Source organism: Andreprevotia chitinilytica DSM 18519 (assembly GCF_000711875.1).
GTDB lineage: Bacteria > Pseudomonadota > Gammaproteobacteria > Burkholderiales > Chitinibacteraceae > Andreprevotia > Andreprevotia chitinilytica.
On record NZ_JONM01000016.1, the window covers coordinates 79,126 to 97,347 of the forward strand.

General features: G+C 57.3%; 18 protein-coding genes and 1 pseudogene. 17 read left to right on the forward strand and 2 right to left on the reverse strand.

Annotated features, from left to right (window positions below):
- Positions 1-43 precede the first annotated feature (43 nt).
- The 10 genes from rplU (at position 44) to BR41_RS17525 (ending at position 9,934) form a co-directional block, all read left to right on the forward strand.
- Positions 44-358, forward strand: coding sequence for a 50S ribosomal protein L21 (gene rplU / locus BR41_RS17480; protein WP_035059574.1), 315 nt, complete (start codon positions 44-46; stop codon positions 356-358).
- Positions 359-379: 21 nt separating this feature from the next.
- The gene (gene rpmA / locus BR41_RS17485) at positions 380-652 is read left to right on the forward strand and encodes a 50S ribosomal protein L27 (protein ID WP_035059576.1); all 273 of its coding nucleotides are present in this window, start codon (positions 380-382) and stop codon (positions 650-652) included.
- 104 nt (positions 653-756) lie between these two features.
- Complete coding sequence (gene obgE / locus BR41_RS17490; RefSeq protein ID WP_035059578.1) at positions 757-1,902, forward strand: GTPase ObgE; 1,146 nt, start codon at positions 757-759, stop codon at positions 1,900-1,902.
- Positions 1,903-1,922: 20 nt separating this feature from the next.
- On the forward strand, positions 1,923-2,789 hold the full coding sequence (locus BR41_RS17495) for a beta-1,6-N-acetylglucosaminyltransferase (RefSeq protein WP_035059580.1): 867 nt from the start codon (positions 1,923-1,925) through the stop codon (positions 2,787-2,789).
- Between the two features lie 13 nt (positions 2,790-2,802).
- Positions 2,803-4,077 (forward strand): hypothetical protein, encoded by a 1,275-nt coding sequence (locus tag BR41_RS17500; RefSeq protein ID WP_245615967.1) that lies wholly within the window; start codon positions 2,803-2,805, stop codon positions 4,075-4,077.
- An 89-nt stretch (positions 4,078-4,166) separates the two neighbouring features.
- Positions 4,167-4,820: a hypothetical protein gene (locus tag BR41_RS17505; RefSeq protein ID WP_035059584.1), complete on the forward strand. Its 654-nt coding sequence runs from the start codon at positions 4,167-4,169 to the stop codon at positions 4,818-4,820.
- Between the two features lie 49 nt (positions 4,821-4,869).
- Positions 4,870-5,559 carry a hypothetical protein gene (locus BR41_RS17510; protein WP_035059586.1) on the forward strand — a complete coding sequence of 230 codons (690 nt, stop codon included), beginning with the start codon at positions 4,870-4,872 and terminating at the stop codon, positions 5,557-5,559.
- On the forward strand, positions 5,559-8,381 hold the full coding sequence (locus BR41_RS17515) for an AAA family ATPase (RefSeq protein ID WP_035059588.1): 2,823 nt from the start codon (positions 5,559-5,561) through the stop codon (positions 8,379-8,381). Before BR41_RS17510 ends, BR41_RS17515 begins: the two co-directional genes overlap by 1 nt.
- Before the next feature lie 35 nt (positions 8,382-8,416).
- Positions 8,417-8,758 (forward strand): MmcQ/YjbR family DNA-binding protein, encoded by a 342-nt coding sequence (locus tag BR41_RS17520; RefSeq protein WP_035059590.1) that lies wholly within the window; start codon positions 8,417-8,419, stop codon positions 8,756-8,758.
- A gap of 24 nt (positions 8,759-8,782) precedes the next feature.
- On the forward strand, positions 8,783-9,934 hold the full coding sequence (locus tag BR41_RS17525; RefSeq protein WP_035059592.1) for a THUMP domain-containing class I SAM-dependent RNA methyltransferase: 1,152 nt from the start codon (positions 8,783-8,785) through the stop codon (positions 9,932-9,934).
- A gap of 561 nt (positions 9,935-10,495) precedes the next feature.
- Here the strand turns inward: BR41_RS17525 and BR41_RS17535 are convergent.
- Positions 10,496-10,966 (reverse strand): DNA-binding protein, encoded by a 471-nt coding sequence (locus BR41_RS17535; protein WP_035059594.1) that lies wholly within the window; start codon positions 10,964-10,966, stop codon positions 10,496-10,498.
- A 217-nt stretch (positions 10,967-11,183) separates the two neighbouring features.
- On the opposite strand from BR41_RS17535, the pseudogene BR41_RS25605 reads away from it, so the two are divergent.
- From BR41_RS25605 to BR41_RS17555, 5 genes and pseudogenes are all read left to right on the forward strand, one after another.
- Positions 11,184-11,507 (forward strand): annotated as a pseudogene (locus tag BR41_RS25605) (helix-turn-helix domain-containing protein); the annotation flags it as partial.
- 62 nt (positions 11,508-11,569) lie between these two features.
- Entirely contained in the window at positions 11,570-13,678 is a 2,109-nt protein-coding gene (locus tag BR41_RS17540) for a Mu transposase C-terminal domain-containing protein (protein WP_084187358.1), read from the forward strand.
- A 52-nt stretch (positions 13,679-13,730) separates the two neighbouring features.
- Complete coding sequence (locus tag BR41_RS23150; protein ID WP_051711272.1) at positions 13,731-14,762, forward strand: AAA family ATPase; 1,032 nt, start codon at positions 13,731-13,733, stop codon at positions 14,760-14,762.
- A 1-nt stretch (position 14,763) separates the two neighbouring features.
- Entirely contained in the window at positions 14,764-14,994 is a 231-nt protein-coding gene (locus BR41_RS17550; protein WP_035059596.1) for a hypothetical protein, read from the forward strand.
- Positions 14,995-15,141: 147 nt separating this feature from the next.
- Positions 15,142-16,257, forward strand: a complete 1,116-nt coding sequence (locus BR41_RS17555) for a DUF4236 domain-containing protein (protein WP_084187359.1) — start codon at positions 15,142-15,144, stop codon at positions 16,255-16,257.
- Between the two features lie 51 nt (positions 16,258-16,308).
- On the opposite strand, the gene BR41_RS17560 is transcribed toward BR41_RS17555, so the two are convergent.
- Positions 16,309-16,617, reverse strand: coding sequence for a helix-turn-helix domain-containing protein (locus tag BR41_RS17560; RefSeq protein WP_035059600.1), 309 nt, complete (start codon positions 16,615-16,617; stop codon positions 16,309-16,311).
- 115 nt (positions 16,618-16,732) lie between these two features.
- Here BR41_RS17560 and BR41_RS24295 point away from each other — a divergent pair, with 115 nt between their 5' ends.
- Together BR41_RS24295 and BR41_RS24300 are read left to right on the forward strand one after the other, a co-directional pair.
- Positions 16,733-16,885, forward strand: coding sequence for a hypothetical protein (locus BR41_RS24295; RefSeq protein ID WP_156970775.1), 153 nt, complete (start codon positions 16,733-16,735; stop codon positions 16,883-16,885).
- Between the two features lie 438 nt (positions 16,886-17,323).
- On the forward strand, positions 17,324-18,222 hold an 899-nt coding region (locus BR41_RS24300; protein WP_211251797.1), incomplete at its 3' end, for a hypothetical protein.

Sequence of the window (18,222 nt, forward strand, 5' to 3'; positions counted from 1 at the left end):
AGGTGTGGCGTACTTAAAGAGCACAAACTCTCAGGAGCTTGTTATGTCATACGCAGTCGTAAAAACCGGTGGCAAGCAGTACAAAGTTGCTGTCGGCGAAAAACTTAAAATAGAACAGATTACTGCAGACATCGACAGCCAGATCGTACTGAATGAAGTATTGATGGTGGCGAACGGTGACGCAGTACAGATCGGTGCACCTCTGGTGGCCGGCGCTGCTGTCAAGGCAACGGTTCTTTCGCAAGGTCGTCACGATAAGGTTCGCATCTTCAAGATGCGCCGTCGTAAGCACTACCAGAAGCGTCAAGGCCATCGTCAAAACTACACCGAAATCCGCATCGACGCGATCGAAGCGTAATCAGTCAGGAGCTAACACACCATGGCACACAAAAAAGCTGGCGGTAGTTCCCGTAACGGCCGCGACTCCCAGGCGAAACGCCTTGGCATCAAAGTGTATGGCGGCGAGCTGATTCCGGCTGGTTCGATCATCGTGCGTCAGCGCGGTACCGAATTCCATCCGGGTGAAAACGTTGGCATGGGCAAGGATCACACCTTGTTCGCCCTCGTTGATGGCTACGTCAAGTACGCGATCAAGGGTGCTGCAAAGCGCCGCACCGTGACCGTGCTGCCGTACACCGGCGAAGAAGCTTAATCGGTTTCTTCCGGCCTGAAAGAAGCCCTATCTTGCGATAGGGCTTTTTTTTATCCAGTGCCGTATATGGCTATCGATAAATACCAACTAGGTACGGACGACAAATGAAATTCATCGACGAAGCAAAAATCGAAGTAATCGCAGGCAAGGGTGGCAAGGGCTCCGCCAGCATGCGGCGCGAGAAATTCATCCCGCGCGGCGGCCCCGATGGCGGCGATGGCGGCAAGGGCGGCACCATCTGGGCCGTGGCCGACCAGAACATCAATACCTTGGTCGATTACCGCTTCGTCAAGAAATACAAGGCTCGCGATGGCGAATCCGGCCGTGGCGCGGATTGCTATGGTGCAGCCGGTGACGACGTCACGCTGCGCTTCCCGGTCGGCACGCTGATTACTGATCTAGAGACTGGCGAGGTCGTCGCTGACCTGACCCACGACGGTCAGCGGATTTGCGTCGCCAAGGGCGGCAAGGGCGGCTGGGGTAACATTCACTTCAAGAGTTCGATCAACCGCGCGCCCCGTCAGACCACATCTGGCGAAGAAGGTGAACGCCGTGATCTGAAACTTGAGCTCAAAGTGCTGGCGGACGTGGGCCTGCTGGGTATGCCGAATGCCGGCAAATCCACCTTCATTGCCAGCGTCTCCGCCGCGCGACCGAAGATTGCCGACTATCCCTTCACCACGTTGCACCCGAATCTGGGCGTGGTGCGCATCGACGAAAACCGCAGCTTCGTGATCGCCGACATCCCCGGTCTGATCGAAGGTGCGGCCGAAGGCGCTGGCCTCGGTCATCGCTTCCTCAAGCACTTGGCGCGTACGCGCGTCTTGCTGCACCTGGTTGACCTCGCCCCGTTCGATCCCGATGTCGATCCGGTCGCCGAAGCGAAAGCCATTGTCGAAGAGCTGCGCAAGTACGATGAAGACCTCTACAACAAGCCGCGCTGGCTGGTGCTCAACAAGCTCGACATGATCCCGGACGACGAGCGCGAGCAACGCGTGGCCGACTTCCTGGCCGCCTATGGCTGGACTGCGCCCGAAAACGAATACGTGTTCGACCCCAAGGCGCTGCGGGTATTTACCATCTCTGGCTTGACCGGCGAAAACACCCGCGAACTGACCTACGCGATCATGGATTACCTTGATGCCGTCCGACCGGCTGCGCTTGCCGCCGAAGCCGAGGTGGCGCCACAGCCGAAGCTGACCGAGGCTGAAGCCGACGCGCTGGATCAGTTCGACGGCGACGAAGACTGAGCCCCGTAGCAGGTTTTACTGTGCGGATCGCCTACCTGATCCTCGCGCACGATCATCCGGCCCAGCTTGGCCGTTTGGTTGCGCGCTTGGCTGCGCCGGGCGTAGCGTTTTATCTGCATATCGATGCGAACTCGTCGGCAGAGAAATTTGCAGTCATTCAGCGAGCGATGCCAGCCAATGCAAGCGTCACGTTTATCGAACGTCGCCCCTGTCGCTGGGGCGGCTTCTCACTTGTTGCCGCTACGCTGGATTTGCAACGGGCGGCGCTGGTGGCGGGTTGCGATTGGCTGATTCTGTTGTCGGGGCAGGATTGGCCGCTCAAATCGCATGACGCAATCGTTGCGCGACTGATGCGGGATGGTGTGGCTGGGTTTATCGATCAGCGTGGCGAGGCCGATTTCGACGTCCGCTATCGCTGGCAAGCGTTCCACTTCGAATCGTTCAATCGCCATCCGCTCAATCGTATTTTGCAAAAGCTCCAGCGGGGCATCAATGGCCTGGGTGTGAAGCGGGTGCTGCCTGCACCACTCATCCATACCCGCGCTGGTTCGCAATGGTGGTGCTTACGGGCCGATGCCGCCCAAGCGGTGCTCGACTTCATCGCCGCCTATCCGCAAGTCGTCGCCTTTTTCGAGAAAACGCTGGTGCCGGACGAAATGTTTTTCCAGACCGTGCTCGCACACACCGCTTTTGCTGACCGTCTTTCGGCTGATCCGCTGCGCTATCTTGAGTGGACAGCAGGGGCTTGGTCGCCAAAGACATTCGCCGAAACCGATCTGCCGCAGCTGCTGGCGAGCGATGCCTTGTTCGCCCGCAAGTTTGCGCCGGATGGCCAGCTCGTCGCCCACCTCGATGCCAGTCTGGCCGGTCATTCGCTAAGCCAATAAATCCATCCGAGTCATGCAAACTTCCCCGATGCAAATCCCGAATGATTTTTCGCTAGGCGACTTTTTCCAGCCCGGATTCGATCCGCGCGACTTGGGCCCACTGGCCAGTCTGCTACGCGCCAAGCCTTATCTTGATGCGCTGATTACCTTGTTCCGGGGCGGAGATGATGAGGTGCTGGTCCGTCTGTTGATCTTGCGCGAAATCGGCTCACGCGCCGACGCGCCGCGCTGGACACCGCAAGAGCTCGACAATCATTTTTCCTATATCCACGTGGTCAAGCGCGACACCGTGCTCAAGCGCCTGCGCGACAACGGTCTACTGGTCTGGGATTCCGACGAAGCGCTGTATTCATTGAGCGAGCCCGGCCGTGTGGCACTGGCAGCACTGGCAACGTTGACGCAATTCGCCGATGGCGACGCCGAACTCGGCTACCTCACCGCCCAAGTGGCTGCCGGCCAATCCGTTGGCAATATCTCACCGGAAGGCTTGCAGCATTTGCTGGCGCGGTTGAATGAATTGCATGCCGATTTCGAGAACGCACTCGAATCACAATCCGAATTTCAGATTCGCCAGGCGCGGGCCAAGCTCGAAAGCGTATGGAAGTGGGTAACCAAAGGCACTGAGGTCATCCGGCAGGTATTGGAAGACGAGAATGGCGACCGCCAGGTGTTGCAAGTCGCTCAAGCGATTGCCCTCACGCAAAGCCGCATGTTGCGCATGACCGGTGTGTTCCAGCGCCGCTTGGCCGAACTGGCTGCGCAACGTGTGCACTTGGGACAATCGGGTTTGACCTCCACCAACGTTGCCGACTGGTTGCGTGGCCGTTCGCAAGAGCAACTTGCCGCGCTTGGCCGCGATCTGCTCACTTTTCATCCGGAACCCGCTTTTGTGGTGTCGGATATCCTGCTCGATGTAACCGAATTCGAGTTGATCGAGCGCGAGCGGGATGTGCTTGGCGAATCCGATCTACCGACTTCTGAGCTGGCGCAGTCGGTTTCGGCAGTTGAAGCGGAGCGCCTGTTGCTGGCTGAAGAACTGTTCGAGGTCTTGAAGGGCATCTCGATTGAAGCACCGCTGGCGCAGGCGGTGCTTGCCGATACCTATCCCGAAACCGCCTACCGTTTGTCGTTGCTGTCGCTGCTGGGTGATAGCGAAGCGGCGCTGGAAAACAGCATCGTCTCCGATCTGGTCAAGCTGCCGCTGGCCTTGCATACCGAAGAGACGGTTGATGAAATCGACCATCCGGAAGTTGCTACGTTGACGCGTGGCAGCTTGAGGCCGCTGTAAGTCTAGGCTGATATAAAATCAAAGCCTCACCCGTAATCCAGAATGCACAACGGAACGCGATGTTGTTCCGGCCACCAGGAAATACCGAGATGGGTTTACTCGACGAACTCAAACAACAAGCCGAATCCACTGCTGCGAACCATGCGCAAGAGAAGGCGAATTATCAGCGCAACGTGGTCGCGGTCGATGCCGCTTTGCGTCAGGTCTTTGCTTACCTGGATGAATTGGTGCAGCAATTACGCGTGATCAAGCCGACCAATGCGCACCGATATCACATCTGGGGTGTTGGCGAATGGACGATGCTGGCGTTCGAGCGTGCGGCAGTCGATATGCGCAAGAAGAGCATCGATAGCGCCGATTGGGCCAATACGCTTGAATTCGCCGTGATGTGGAAAGCGCGGGCGCCGTTCTCGGCGAGCTATGGCAGCCAGTCCGAGGCGAATTATCTGAAAGACAAGTTGTGGAATCTCGGTTTGAAGCTGGAAGAAAAGATCGTCAAGAACGCGGAAGCAAAATTCCAGCGCGCGATCATCCACATTGAACCGCATCTGCCCACGCGTTTGCGTTTCGAGGCGGATTTCAATACCGGCCAGATCCAGCTGACCGTGCGCAATCTCGATGGCCTGCAAGAAGATGTCGTGGTGCTGGAGCCCGAGCAATGCAATACCACGTTGTGCGAAGAGCTGGCCAAGAGCCTGCTAGGCCGGCCCAGCAAAGTGGCCGAGTTGCTCAAGCGTTCCTGATCAATAACGTATTCCGGCTGGCCGTGCTGCCCGCCGCCCCAATGGACCCATGGACCAAGCCCTTAATATCCTCGTTGCCCGCCTGCTGTCACACCGCTTCATCTCCCGCCGCGATCCGCTCGCTCGCCGCGCGCTGATCGACGAGATGTTCCGCGAAAGTCTGGAACACCGTCTGGAAGAATGCGGCCTGCAATTGCTGGAAAATCCCTACGCCGAATACATCGCCGTCGGCCTCAAGCCCGAGATGGAAGACTGGGTGTTCGGCGAAGGCGAAAACTGGCTTTCCAACAATATGGGCCTGCCGCGTGATGCCATCGCTTTGCTGATCGTGCTGTGGGCGCTGATCATCCTGCCCAAGCGCGAGCGGCAGATTGCCCGCGCTGGTACGGCAGGCGATACCCAATCCGACATGTTCGGCACCGAAAAACCCATCCAGCGTGGCGAAGAAGTCGCGCCGGGCATTCCGGAAGACGCTGTGTACGCCGACTTCGGCAAGAAGCTTGGCGGCAAGGCGCGTTTCTCGATGAACCTTGGCCAGCTTGCCAAACTCGGTTTCGCGATCCGCCGCAACAAACTGATCCACGAAGGGCCGCTACTGGACCTGATGATCGACTACGCCAAACTCGCGCCGCGGATTATCGATGGGGCATTGGCAGAAGTGCTGAAGCTGTCCGGAACGCGTATTGCGGTGGAAGTGGAAAGCGAAGCGGAAACGTCGGACATCGAGGAAAGCATCTGATGTTTCAAATCAAAGAACTCGAAATGATCCACTGGGACTTCTGGCGCGCCATCCGCGTGCCGCTGGATGCCCAGATCGTCACCATCGTCGGCCCGAACGGCTCCGGCAAGACCACCTTGCTGGATGCGCTACGCACCTTGCTGGCGCTCAAGTGCTCCGGCCGGCGTGACTACAAGCGCTACGTGCGCAACAACCGTGAGAACTATGCGTGGCTGCGCGGCGTGGTGAGCAATCCGCGCCGGCAAGCGGGCGGCTTGTTCCCCTATCTGTTTTTCCCGGCGACCAGCGAAGTGGTCACCCTGTTCTGTCGTATCAAGAAGCAGGGCGGGGATTGGGTGCGGCAATACGCCATCGCCGAGGGGGATGTCACGCTGAATGCCGAAACGGAATCCGGCTTGCAGTGGCTGGGCGTGAACGAATACAAGCGTCGGTTGGAGCAAGCTGGCCTGACGCCAGCGATTGCCGAAGTATTGGCGCTGGAGCAGGGTGATACCGACAAGCTGTGCGAATACTCGCCTAAGGCGCTGTTGGAGCTGGTGTTTCAGGTATTTGGCGACAAGCAGGTGCTCGACCACTATGCGGAAGCCAAGCTGCGGCTCAAGGAGGCCGAGGGCGAGCTGGGCAAGATGGAGCAACAGCTCGCGCAGGTCGGGCTGGATGTCGAGCGGCTCAAGCTGCGTGCCAACAACTATATAGAGTGGCGTGCGCTACAGGACGATATCCAGCGGCTGGAAAACGAAGCGATTCCGGCGCTCAAGTACGTCGAGCAATGGGAAAGCCTGCGCGGCTATATCAATCAGTTCAAAGGCAGTCGGCGCAATCTGCGGCAAAAGCAGGATGAGCTGGATGCGCTCGATGTCGATTACCGCGCCGCCGAAGCCATTCAGGCCGGCTCGCTGGATGTCGAGCAGTCGGCCCGCGCCGATTACGACGCCGCCTTCGCCGCGTTCCAGTCGGCCCGTGACGTTGCACGCGATAGCGAAAAAACGCTGAAGGAAGCTGAGCGCTTGCGCCAGCTGGCTGAGGCCGAGCACGGTGCGGACGCGGTCGCCTTGAATGACCGATTGGTGCAACGCCGTGATGCTGCCGGCCGGTTGCGCCAATCGATCAAGGCCATGAAAGACGAACGCCAACAGCTCGCCGAAGCGCAATTTGCGTTCCAGCAGGGCCGGCAACCGAATCCCGACTTCGTCAAACACATGCGTGCCGCGCTCGATGAGGCCGGTATTCCGCATCAGTTGCTGACCGAGATTGTCGAGGTCAAGGACAACAGCTGGCAGGATGCGGTCGAAGCGCTGCTGGCGCCATATCGGCACATCATCCTGCTCAACCGCAGCGGCGACCGGCAGCGTGCGTTCGAGCTGGGGCAACAGCTTAAATACCGCCACTTCATCGTGCCGGAGCGCGAAAGCGTCGGTGGCGCGGCCCCGAACAGCATTCTCGAAATCGTTGAATTCAAGGCGGATGCGCCGGGCTGGCTGGTCGGCCTGTTGAACCGAACGCAACGCGCCAAAACAGTCGCCGATGGGCATCGACTCGATGGCGACTGGATCACCCGCGACGGTTATCACAAGGAGCGCCGCGGCGGCCGCGATATCTCTGCCAAGCCGGGTGATTACGCTTTTGGCGAGGCCGCGCGCCAATCACGCTTGGCCGAGGTGAGCCGTCGTCTCAAAGACTTGAACGAAACGTTGTTGGTGGATGAAGCCAAGCTGGTCGAACTGGAGCGTGAGGCTTCGTCATTGCAGCAGTCGTTGATGGGCATGCAGGCGGTTGTCCAGCTTGCCGCCCGCCAGGATGAATTCAGCGCCGTGGCCGCTCGCTTCCCGGAAGAAGAGCAACGTGCGCAAGAGGCTGGCGCTGCGCTGGCCGCCGCACAAGCCGCGTGGGAAGAAACCCGCAATGCGCGGGAAGAGGGCCGCGTCGCCTACGAAAAACTCAAGGATCAGCGTGGCCGCCTGGAAAGCCAGGTGAATGCACTGATCGATCAGCTGACGCGCCAGCGTGATGAGCAAAGCCGCCAGATCCGCAATCTGCGTTCCGGCAAGGCCGCGCTGCCGGCGGCCTTGAAGTCGCCTATCGCCCTCAAGCAATTACGCGACGAGTTCGGCAGCGTGCGCGAGGTGCAACACATGATCGAGCGCGAGCATGCCCGGCTCGAGACCGCTGACTGGGAAACGGATGCGACCATCGTCGCCCGGCGCGATAAGGTGGCCGACGACTACGGCGCGCTGGAACGCGATACGCTCCTGCATCGCAACGAAGTCGAGCGCACCGGCCAACTGACCGACGAGGCGCGCGCTGCTTATATCAATAAGCTCAAGGCGACCGTGCGTGCCTATGGCAAGAACGTGCGGCGACTGGGCGAGCTGGCTGGTATCGAAGTTGAACTCGATCTGCCGCAGCTGGATAACGATGACCTCACGCTGGCACAGGCTGGCCTGACCGCCCGCTTCAACTTCGACCAGAAAGGCATGATGGGCCTGAACGATGGCGAGGCTTCCGGTGGCCAACAGGTGATGAAGTCGTTGATCCTGCTGATCGGTTTGATGATGGATGATGCCAACCCGTCCGGCTTCGTCTTCATCGATGAGCCGTTCGCGCACTTGGATATCTTCAATATCGATCGCGTCGGCGGCTTCCTGAAAGCCACGCAGGCGCAGTACCTGATCACCACGCCGCTCACACACAATACCAATGTCTATGGTCCGTCCGAGCTCACGCTCACTACGCGCAAGAAGCAGCCGGGCCAAACGTGGGCGCCGATCATCGCGCAAACGCGGCGGCGTGTTCGCCCGGTTGAAGCTGTGCCAAGCTTGTAATCGCCGATCGTTTTCCAACCCATGTCGAGTAGCCAATGAACATTGATCAGTTCCGCGCCTTGTGCGCCGCCCAACCTGCTACGACGGTTGATGTGAAATGGGAGTGCAACGAGGTCTATTCAGTGGGCGAGAAAATGTTCGCGGTGTTCGGGCTGAATGATGGCCATATCTGCTTCAAGGTCGATCCGGCGCGTTTTCTCGAACTGACCGACATGCCGGGAGTGCGTCCGGCACCGTATCTGGCGCGGCATCACTGGGTGGCGCTCGACCGCCCGGAAAATCTGCCCGAATCTATGCTGACCGAACTGGTCGCTCAATCCTATTGGCTGGTGCGCAACAAGCTGCCGGCCAAACTTCGCAATACCTTGCCGCGCTGAACGCGTCGGCTGCTGGAGTATCCCTTGCAACAACAATTCAATTTCTTCGCAAGCTGTCCACGTGGGCTTGAAACGGCGCTGGCCGACGAGCTGACGCAAATTGGCGGCAAATATGTGAAGGCCACCGACGGTGGCGTGGCGTTCGCTGGCAGTTGGCCGGTGATGATGAAGGCCAACCTGCAGTCGCGCCTTGCCAGTCGTATCCTATGGCGGCTGGATGAAAAGGCTTACCGCAATGAAGAAGATCTCTATCGGCTGGCGTTCGAGGTTGATTGGCCGGCGCTGTTTACTTTGCAAAACACGTTCAAGGTCAACGTCACCGCCGTGAAGAGCCCGGTGCGTAGCCCGGAGTTTGCCGGCCTGAAAGTGAAGGACGCCATTTGCGATCGTTTCCGTCGCGCTACCGGCGAGCGGCCCAACGTGGATACGCATGAGCCGGATATGCGGATTCATCTTTATCTAACTGATCGTATCGCGACGCTGTATCTGGATACGTCCGGTGAGGCGTTGTTCAAGCGCGGTTATCGCGTCGAAACCGGTGATGCGCCGATGCGCGAGAATCTCGCTGCTGGTTTGATCGTGCTCAGTGGCTGGCAAGTGGGTGAGGCGTTCTATGACCCGATGTGTGGCTCCGGCACGCTGTTGATTGAAGCGGCTTGGAAAGCGCTGAATGTTGCGCCGGGCTCGCGCCGTACCTTCGCATTTCAGCAGCTGCGTAATCATGATGAAAATGGCTGGCAGGCGATTCGCTCGGAAGCCAGGGCGGCAGAGCGACGCGATCAAGCAATTAATATTGTCGGCAGCGATGTGTCGTCGACCGTGTTGATTGCGGCCAAGGCCAATCTGGAGTCGGCAGGTGTTGCTGATGTCGTCACACTCAAGCAACTCAACTTCGCTGATGGCAAGCCGACCGCTGAGTCTGGTGTCCTGCTCTGCAATCCACCTTATGGCGTGCGGCTCGATGAGCTCGAAAAGCTGGCAGAGCTGTATCCGCAATGGGGCTCAGCGTTGAAACAACGTTTCGCCGGCTGGCGGGCTTTCTTCTTCACCGGCGATCCGGAGCTGGCGCGCGGCATCCGTCTGAAGGCATCGCGCCGTACGCCACTCTTCAACGGCAATATCGAATGCCGCCTGTTTGAATACCGGATGGTCGCCGGCGGCAACCGGGACAAGTAAATCCAGCTGGTTTTCCGCTCTTATATAAACAAACAGCCCCGCAATGCGGGGCTGTTTGTTTATTGTTCGGTGGTTTTTGCGCTCTGGTGCCAAGGATTCTGTGGGGTGGTGTCCAGTTTGTCACACGTAGCAGTCAGTCACGAACAACCCCAAAAACCAAATAGCGGCGCGGGTTTGAGGCGCGTTTACCAGCGCTAGAACCACATGATTCAATGTGCACAAAAGTGAGTGCAAATCAGCCAACTTCTGCACGCGTTTTGGCACGAAACTGATTGATGATGGGCGCAACTGATCTTGGCTGCACTCGGGCAGCCATAACGTGTCATTCGCGGCGATGATTTCGTGGACTAATTCAGGATGTAGGGCGCGTATTCGTACGTCGCCTCTGTGAACCGACATCATGGGGTTCTGCGTTGTGCCGCTGAGTCTTCCTGCCTGCCTTAAGCGTTTCCTGAGCAGTTCTTCTATTTCTTTTTCTGTGAACAACATACTGAGCCAAATTTGGTCGGCATTTTAACTTGCTGATTTTGGCTGTAATGTATCTGATTGTTTTTCTTTCGGTTAGTCGATGGCGCGTTTCAGCTCTTCGACTTTGTCCGGGCCGACCTTCCCTTTCCAGCCTTTAGCTACAGCCAACTGATACAAAAGCCAAGCTATGTCCCCCTTCATCTTCTGATCAAGATGTGGATGGACAGCAAAGTGCTCATCGGCGACGACTACAGCCAATCGGAATAAATCAGCATCTACCTCCGTGCTAGCAGCTATGCGACCCGCTGCTTGAGTCTCCGCTGATTCATTTCTCCCCGTGTCCTGCGGCCTCTGCTGGCCTGCCTCGGCAGCATGGTAGTGCGCTTTGCGCGCCATATAGCGTTCGGGCACTTCGTACACCTTGCGCTTGCCCCCAAGGCCCACACGCACGTCTGAGGGCCACCCTTCACGCTCCGCACGTATGCGTACCCCATCGCGGGTGGTAGGTATGCCTGGAATGCCTAGCGCCGCTATCTCCGAAGCGCTAAGTAGGTTTTTCTGCATCGCAGTTATCTCACACAACTGCTAAACGGTATTTAGCAGTTTCTCGGACATGTTATCCGATTAAAAAACAAAGTGTTAACGCAAAATCCGTGATCGCCAGTGCAATTGCTAACTGCTAAGTGTTGACTGCTTAATATTTCGCACTTAAACTGCGAAGCAAGTACGACATGTAGGTGAGCAACATGACAAAAAAACGGCCCAAACAGATTGGCACCGAGCAGACATCGTGGCTGCTTTACGAAAGCGAGGTTGGTCACTGCGCAAGCTATCCACGCACTACGGATATAGCCATTCAAACACGCTTTCGACGGTACTAAACCGTCATTGGCCCAAAGGCGAAGACCTGATTGCTAAAGCCCTCGGCGTGACCCCTCGGACGATCTGGCCAAGCCGGTATCCGGTCTCGGAGCGAAGGAGTCCAGCAGAAGTCTTGGCAATGCACTTCGAGCAAGGGTTTTGTCACAGCAGCTTACCTCAGGAGTGCGGAAAAATGGGCAGTAATGCGCACTTGGAAGCGAATTGCAGTGACAAAACTGCATAAAAGCTTGTTTCTCAAGGCCAATGAAATTTGTGCCGAATTTGCAACTCTTCTGAGGAAGGACCATGCAGCTTAAAACCTATTTCGCTGCTGCTGAGTTAGCCGAACTCAAATTGAACAATGTTCCTGCGACCCGTGACGGTGTTCGGATGTTGGCGGAGCGTGCGTCGTGGCCATTTATTGAACAGCGTGGTCGCGGTGGGCTGCGCCGCGAATATCAGCCCCCGCAATCTGTCATGGCGCAAATCCGTGACCGGGCTGCTCGCCAATTGCTGAATGAAGCCAAGCAATTGCCGGTGCCTGATTCCTTAAAAACGACCCCGCCGATTCGCGATTACAACGGCACGCAATTGGAATTGGTGCTGACCGAAAAACAGCGTCTCCGTGCCGATGCCCGTAAGGGCGTGCTGCTTGCGATTGAGCGCTTGATGCAGGGCTGCAATTTATCCAAGGAACAAGCCATTGCCGGCTTGCTGGTTGAGGCTGGGCGCGATCCTGCAGGGCAGGCCGCGCGGATGCTTAAGCTGGCCGAGGATGAGCGTGGCCGTAAAGGGGAGGGGGCATTACCCAGCGTGCGCACCATCAAGCGCTGGTTCGCGCAGGATAAGGTCGGCCAACTGGCTCCGAAGCAGACGCAAGTCGACCTGAGCGTGCCGCCTTGGGCACCAGCATTTCTCGCGGTCTGGCAAACCCCGCAGAAGCCCAGCATGGCGGCAGCCTATCGGCTGTTCACGCAATCGTGGCAGGCGGGAGCTGTGCCCAGCATTGATCAGGTACGCCGATTCGTCGACAAGCTCGGCAAGGTCAGCCGCGAAGTGGGTCGCCGGGGTAGCCGTGACATTAAGAACATCAAGCCGTACGTCATTCGCACGTTCGAAGGCTTGCAGGCCGGCGACGTGTATAGCGCGGATGGTCACTGCTTCGATGCCGAAATCCGCCACCCGCTCACCAGCAAGCCGTTTCGCCCGGAAATTACCAGCATCATCGATATCGCCACCCGGCGTCTGGTGGGCTTCTCGGTTGATCTGGCCGAATCCGGCCTTGCCGTGGTCGATGCCCTGCGTTACTCGGCAGTGAATGCCGCCGTCTGCGCGACGTTCTATGTCGATAACGGCAGTGGCTACGACAACGCGATGCTGAAGGATGAAGCGACCGGCCTGCTCGCCCGATTGGGCATCACCATTTCGCACAGCCTCCCGTACAACTCGCAAGCCCGTGGCGTGATCGAGCGCCTGCACCAAAGCGTGTGGGTCGCGGCGGCGAGAGAACTGCCGACCTACATCGGCAAGGATATGGATCGGCAGGCAGGGCAGGCCATGCACAAGATCACCCGCAAGGCGCTGACCCAAGGTGGCGTGCAGCCGATGATGGCGTGGGCGGATTTTATGGCGTTTTGTCACCGCAAGGTCGCCGAATACAACGCCCGGCCGCACAAGAGCCTTGGCGGCCGGACGCCGGATCAGGTGTGGGCCGAGCAAGCTGCGAAAGCCGAATTGCATCGCCTCTCGGCTGCGGATGCCGAGCACCTGTTCCGGCCGATGGTCACCCGCAAGGTGTCGCGCGGCATGGTGCAGCTGTTCAACAACAAGTATTTCAGCGCGGCGCTGGAGGAATACCACGGCGAATTCGTGTGGGTGGCGTACGACGTCCACGACGCCGAATGGGTGTGGGTCTACGACCGCAACAAGCGCCTGCTCAGCAAGGCGCAATGGGGTGCCAACGAGGCGGCGTACTTCCCGCAACCCGTCACCGAACAGAACCGCATCAAGCGAGAAGAAGCCCGACTGGCTCGGGTGGAAGCGAAGGCGGACGACATCCGCGATGGTCTGGCCGCGCCGATGATGGGGCAACTCGCTGCCCCCGAACTCGATTTCACCCAACAGCTGGTGCGGGATGGTCTGCGCAACGTGATTGACGTGGAGCCGGTGCAGCAAGAGATCGCATCGGTAGATACCAGTTCAGTCCGCGCGCTTAGCGATGTGCCACGCCCCTTGTTTCAACGCATGGCAGATCGCTATCGCTGGCTGATGGCGCACCAGACGGCATGGACAGAGGCGGATCGGGACTGGCTGAAGGATTACGTGCAGAGCGACGACTATGAACAGCGCGTCGATCTGTTTGAAGTGGAGTGCATCGCCTGGCAGGGCAATGCACTCCTAGAGATTGCGGTTTGACTGGCAGGTCGTACCGCTGCAATCGGCATACAAACTACAAGGGCAATGATACATGAAGGCGATTTTCGTCAAAACCAGCAACTGGGAACGCTTCACGGACGGCATCCAGACCGTGCAGAACCGGGGCGCAATGGAGGCGTGCATGCTGCTCGTCTACGGCGAGCCGGGCCTCGGCAAATCGTCCATCGTGACCCGCTGGGCGCTAGAGCAAAGCGCGATTTTTGTCACCGCGCAGGCCGCATGGTCGGTGAGCGAAATGCTGCGGGCGATGGCTAGCAGCAAGCCGGCGATTCCCCAATACCACACCATCCGCGATACCCGCGCGGCCGTCATCGGCCATGTCATGAAAAATCAGGTGCCGATTGTCGTCGACGAGGCCGATCACCTTGTTTCCAGCCGTGAGCTGATCGAAGCGTTGCGCGGGATTTCGGACAAGCGCAACGTCGATTACAGCTATGACAAGGACGTCGGCACCTTCACGATTGACCCGAATGCCGGTGTCGATGATGGCCAGCCCGCGCCAGCGGTGGGGACGCAACTGGTGATCCGCTACAGCCGGAAAGGGCTGCAATGCGACGGTGTGTTCATGGATACGGTCGACACCGTCGACGTGTACCCGAGCAACCAGTTCCAGACCGCATTCGCCAGCATGATCAATGCACTGAAAGCCGAGCGGCCAACCAAGCTGTTCTGCAGCAACCGAGGGTTTACGATCCTCGACCGGATCATCGGCAGTTGCGCCTTCGTCATGTTCGAGAGCTTCCTCGTCGACTACAACTGGGCGACCGGCACGTATTCAAAAATCAGCGACCCGGCCAGCGTGGCGTTCAACGATGGCATCAAGAAACAACTGCGCCAGCTGCGGCGCGGCCACAAGTTCGACGTGCTGGCATTGAACTACTGCGACAACGGCCCGGCCGGCGACACCCTGCGGCAATACATCGCCGACGAGTGCGCGAAGGAAGGCTATATGAGCTGGTCGACCACGATCCTGCTGAATGATCCGCTGCCCAATAACCCAATGCAGATGAACCCCAACGGCATGATCCGGGGCAACACTTGGCGTTTACTGAAGAAGGTGTGACATGACCAACGAAGCGAACCCGTTCTTAACGGACATCCCGATGGTGGCGCAGGTGCGTGCGGTGCGGAGTGTGGCCGGGGTACTGGTCGAGACACCGGTCGGCGATTGCAAGCGGGTGTGGTTCCGTATTGCGCCAGTGGCCAAGGCGGGCAACAGCCGCACCGATGTGTCGGCACCGCCGACCCGGCTTGTTCCCGATCAGTTAGGGAGGGACAAACTGCGGTCGTTTTGAGGGGCATTTAGAAATGTACAGGTGCCAGCAGGGCAGCGAACCGCACATGGTCTACGCTTAGGCTGTTTAAATTGGCGTAAATCGAAGCGCAAGACTTGAAAAGGCTGCTTAACAGTCAAAAAACGTATTGGAGGAGGATGAGGAGAAATGGGTTTAACCTATTCAAAGAGCATTCGCGTCGGAGGCTTCCGTTTCAACCTGTCAGGTTCTGGCATCGGAGTATCGGCAGGTATTCCGGGTTTTCGTGTAGGAACGGGGCCACGCGGTGCCTACATTTCGATGGGCAAGGGTGGCTTCCGGTACCGCCAAAGCCTGGGGGGGCCACGTCCGATGCATCGAGATACAACCCCCACTCCAACTATGACACCGCCTCCCTCGGCTCCTGCTCAAGCTGCCGGGTTGGTTGAGTACGACCGGATCAATTTCATGGAGCTCAACGAGGCGAGCGGTGACGACCTGATTGCCACCATGAATACACAGGCTGCTAAATGGAAGCGATGGCCGATCGTCGGAGGTGTGTGGTTGCTGTTTATGTTCATACTGCCTGTCTGGCTTGCAGATGCAACAAGCAATGCCAGTCAGATTCTCCTCGTAATTGCTGTGTGTTCCGTTTTCATAATGCCTTTCGTTCTGATATTCCTGGCATGGCGTGATCATGTCCGGCGGACCACGGTATTGTTTTACGAGCTGCCCCCGGAGCTGGACGCGCCATACAGTGCATTTCTGGATACCGCAAAGTGGGTGGCGAAATCTAGGCGGTTTGTTGCCATCAAGTCATCAAAGCGCTACGCAGATTCGAAATACACGGCTGGTGCCACTACTGGCTTACGGACTGAGCCGCTCAAGTTCAAGCTGGGGAAGCTGCCGTTCACGGCTTGCAACATCCAGGTACCCATTCTGGAAACCGGGATCACCAAGATGGCCTTCTACCCGGACAAGCTTGTATTGATGCGTGGCATGAAGTACGCCGGAGTTGCATATACTGACCTGAACTTTGAGCTCACCAGCACGCGTTTCATTGAAGATGGCTCTCCTCCTGGTGATGCGACGGTTGTCGGGCATACATGGCAATACGTCAATCGGGATGGCGGACCGGACAAGCGCTTTAAGAACAACCTGAAGCGGCATATCAGTCTTTACGACGAGCTTGGATCTGGCGCGCCCGGGCTGGATATTCGATTCATGAGTTCGAAGCATGAGAGCCTGAAGGACTTCGTCATGGCTATTAATGCCTTTGTCCTTCCGCAAGTTGAGGCTGGGTAAGGCATTTGGGAGTGGGGCGCAAAAAGCCGGGGAAACCTGGCTTTTTGCTATTCAGTCTTGCTGCGGCAGCGTTTCAATGTAGGTCAAGACTTGCTTTCGGTGTTCTGCACGCAAGGTGTGGAAAACAAGCAACAGCTCCGCTTCCTCATCTTCGACTGCATAAAAGTAGGCGGCCGGTACACCCAAGACCACGCCGAAGGTCTCGACCAACTCCGGGTCGGGAATGCGCTTCCCCAGCTCATAGCGGTTCATTCGCGTGCTGGCGGACATCTCGTCCAGCCCCGCATCGATCCCCAGCCGTTCCTGCGACAGCCCTGCCCGCAGGCGCGCTTCCTTCAGCCGTTTCGCAAGTACTGACATGCCGACCTCAAGCACAAAAATAAGATGGTCAGCTGTCCGGCTTGTTTAAATACTACCGATTTGGTAGTGTCGTAGGACTCAAGAAAGCCGGAGTAATGTGCAGATGGTGTATTTGATGTTCGCCGTGGCGCTGGCAGCTATCCCGGCCATGATCGCCAACTTCAAGGGGCGTTCAATCGTCGGCTGGTACTTGTATGGCTTCGCTGTTTTTCCTATCGCACTGTGTCACGCGATCCGATTGCCTTATCCCGAAAAGGAAGGGCGTTAAGCCCGATTTGGTCGCTGCTAACGGCCCGACAACGATGTATGAGTTCAGTCTGCAAATAGCCTGCCGTTCGTCGGGATGCCGTTGGCATCAAGTTCCAAAGTAAGTAAAAACCCTATTCTTGAATGCTGTCATTGTGCTTAAGGTATTTTCTTACAAATTTAAGAAATTGCAGGGAAATAATGAAAGAATTCCGCTTGACTGGCCTTGCCCCCATTTTCTCTTCTCAGCACCCATCTGCAGTTGATATTCGGTATCGGGCAGGTAGCGACGCTACTTGTCCGAACGTAATACGCTGAGCGGGCAGTTCCAAATAAACGCAGAAACCTTCGAACAAAACTAAAGCAAGTTCAAGGATGCTGCTGTCCGAGCAAATAAGAAAACGGCTTTCGCAATTGCGTCAATTGACGCTATTCGTCCAAACATAATCAGGGGACGTTTGTGCAATTCATTATTCGACTGAAGAAATCGTACTGGCTTGGTTTGGCTGGCTTGATGTTATTGGCAACTGGCACTAGCGTCCAAGCGCGAGACATTGAGCCGCATTTCTATTATCAGCTTAGAACGCCTTGCATCCTCTGCTTTGGCGATGCGCCATATAATGCGCCACAGAACACGGCAGAGGCTGTGTATGCTGTCATACTGCAAAATGCGCCTGCGTACACTGCCGCACACCCTGAGCTGGTTCCTCCTCAGCAAGCACCGATCTATCAGGAGTTGTTTATTCCCGATGGTGATCAAACTACCAATGGAAGACACAATACTTATTACTGGCATTGGGTTACCCAGGTTAGCATTGCTAACAATTTGCCGCCAATATTGGAAGAATCGGGCATTATTCTGCATGCGGAATGCCCTGCGTACTTCCAGCTAAAGTTTGATGTTGTCGTTCCCTATCAGTCGAACAGGGCATATTGCGTCATGCTCGATCCCGCAGAGCCTGATTGCGACAGCTGCAACAACCCCCCCAAAGCTGGCAATCCGATCCTCCCTTCGACCGGTTTGAAGCAGCAAATCGAAACCGATTACCAAGGTGGTAGCGGCAATACTTTGCGATTTACCCGTACCTATCGTAGTGACCGCAACACGTGGTCTAATAACTACGCGGTCACAGGTATCGACTACGCCAACATTCAAGCCAATCTGAATGCAATCAACGGCGTTTGGCCTGATAACGCGTGCTATCCGGGTTTCGGTACAACTACCGGCCAGTCTTGGTGTTTCCACTACATGGCCAACGCGGATCAATCCGGGGTTGCATTAGCAAACGATTTTGCAGTGCAACGTGGCGCGGATCGCATACTGAATTTCGGAACGGCAACGAGTCTCGCACCTGCTGC